Source organism: Parabacteroides sp. AM08-6, from assembly GCF_003473295.1.
Taxonomy (GTDB): Bacteria; Bacteroidota; Bacteroidia; order Bacteroidales; family Tannerellaceae; genus Parabacteroides.
This window is the reverse complement of record NZ_QRMP01000086.1, coordinates 1-797: the sequence shown is the minus strand read 5'-3', so window position 1 is coordinate 797 and position 797 is coordinate 1. Positions and strand designations below refer to the sequence as shown.

The 797-nt window shown below is 37.5% G+C and carries 2 protein-coding genes; both read left to right on the top strand.

Features of this window, described 5'->3' with window-relative positions; all coding sequences use genetic code 11:
* A partial coding sequence (locus tag DW103_RS17965; RefSeq protein WP_147381257.1) for an AraC family transcriptional regulator occupies positions 1-130 on the top strand: 130 nt, incomplete at its 5' end.
* Positions 131-207: 77 nt separating this feature from the next.
* The coding region (locus DW103_RS17960; RefSeq protein ID WP_199653062.1) for a helix-turn-helix domain-containing protein at positions 208-797 on the top strand (590 nt) is incomplete at its 3' end.

Here is a 797-nt window from a genome sequence, read left to right as displayed (position 1 = left end):
GCATAGTCAAATGAGAATTTGTGAAATCGTTGAAGAATTGGGATTTACCGATGAGAGCCATCTTAATAAGTTTTTCAAAAAGTATAGAGGATGCAGCCCCTCTAATTTCAGAAAGAACAATTTGAAGTAAACCATATATATATCCTTGTTTTTAGAGTTATTGAAACAATAGAAATGACTATTTTTGCATTATATTTATAGATGTCTATGACAAATACAGAAACCATACAATCACTCATCGATAGCGGAGAAGGCTATAATGTAGAGTTCAAAGTTCGTGTTCCTTCAAAGGTTCGTGAACTAACAGAAGAAATTTGCGCTTTCGCTAATGCAGACGGAGGATATTTACTCATTGGTGTAGATGATAACGGGCAGATTATTGGCACAGATTTAGAGAATGACAAACGTTCAGCCATTCAAGGCTCTATCAGTGAAATATCTCCGGCTCTCCATTGTGATATGTATGCGGTAAATATCGAAGATAAGACAGTTTGGGTAATTGATGTTCCGTCAGGGAAAGATAAACCTTATATATTTTCCGGTTCTATCTTTGTGCGTGAGGGAGCAAACTCACAGAAACTTCGTACTGTCGAAGAAATGCGCAGTTTCTTTCAGGAATGCAACAAAATATTTTTTGATGCTATCCCTTGTTCGTGGTTCAACATTTACACAGATGCAGACGAACAAGCGATAAAAGACTTTCGCACGGAAGCAAAGCTAAGTCCATCGACTGCCAACAAACAGATATTTGAGAACTTGGAACTGTTTACGGATAAAGGAGTAGCCAAGAATGGAGC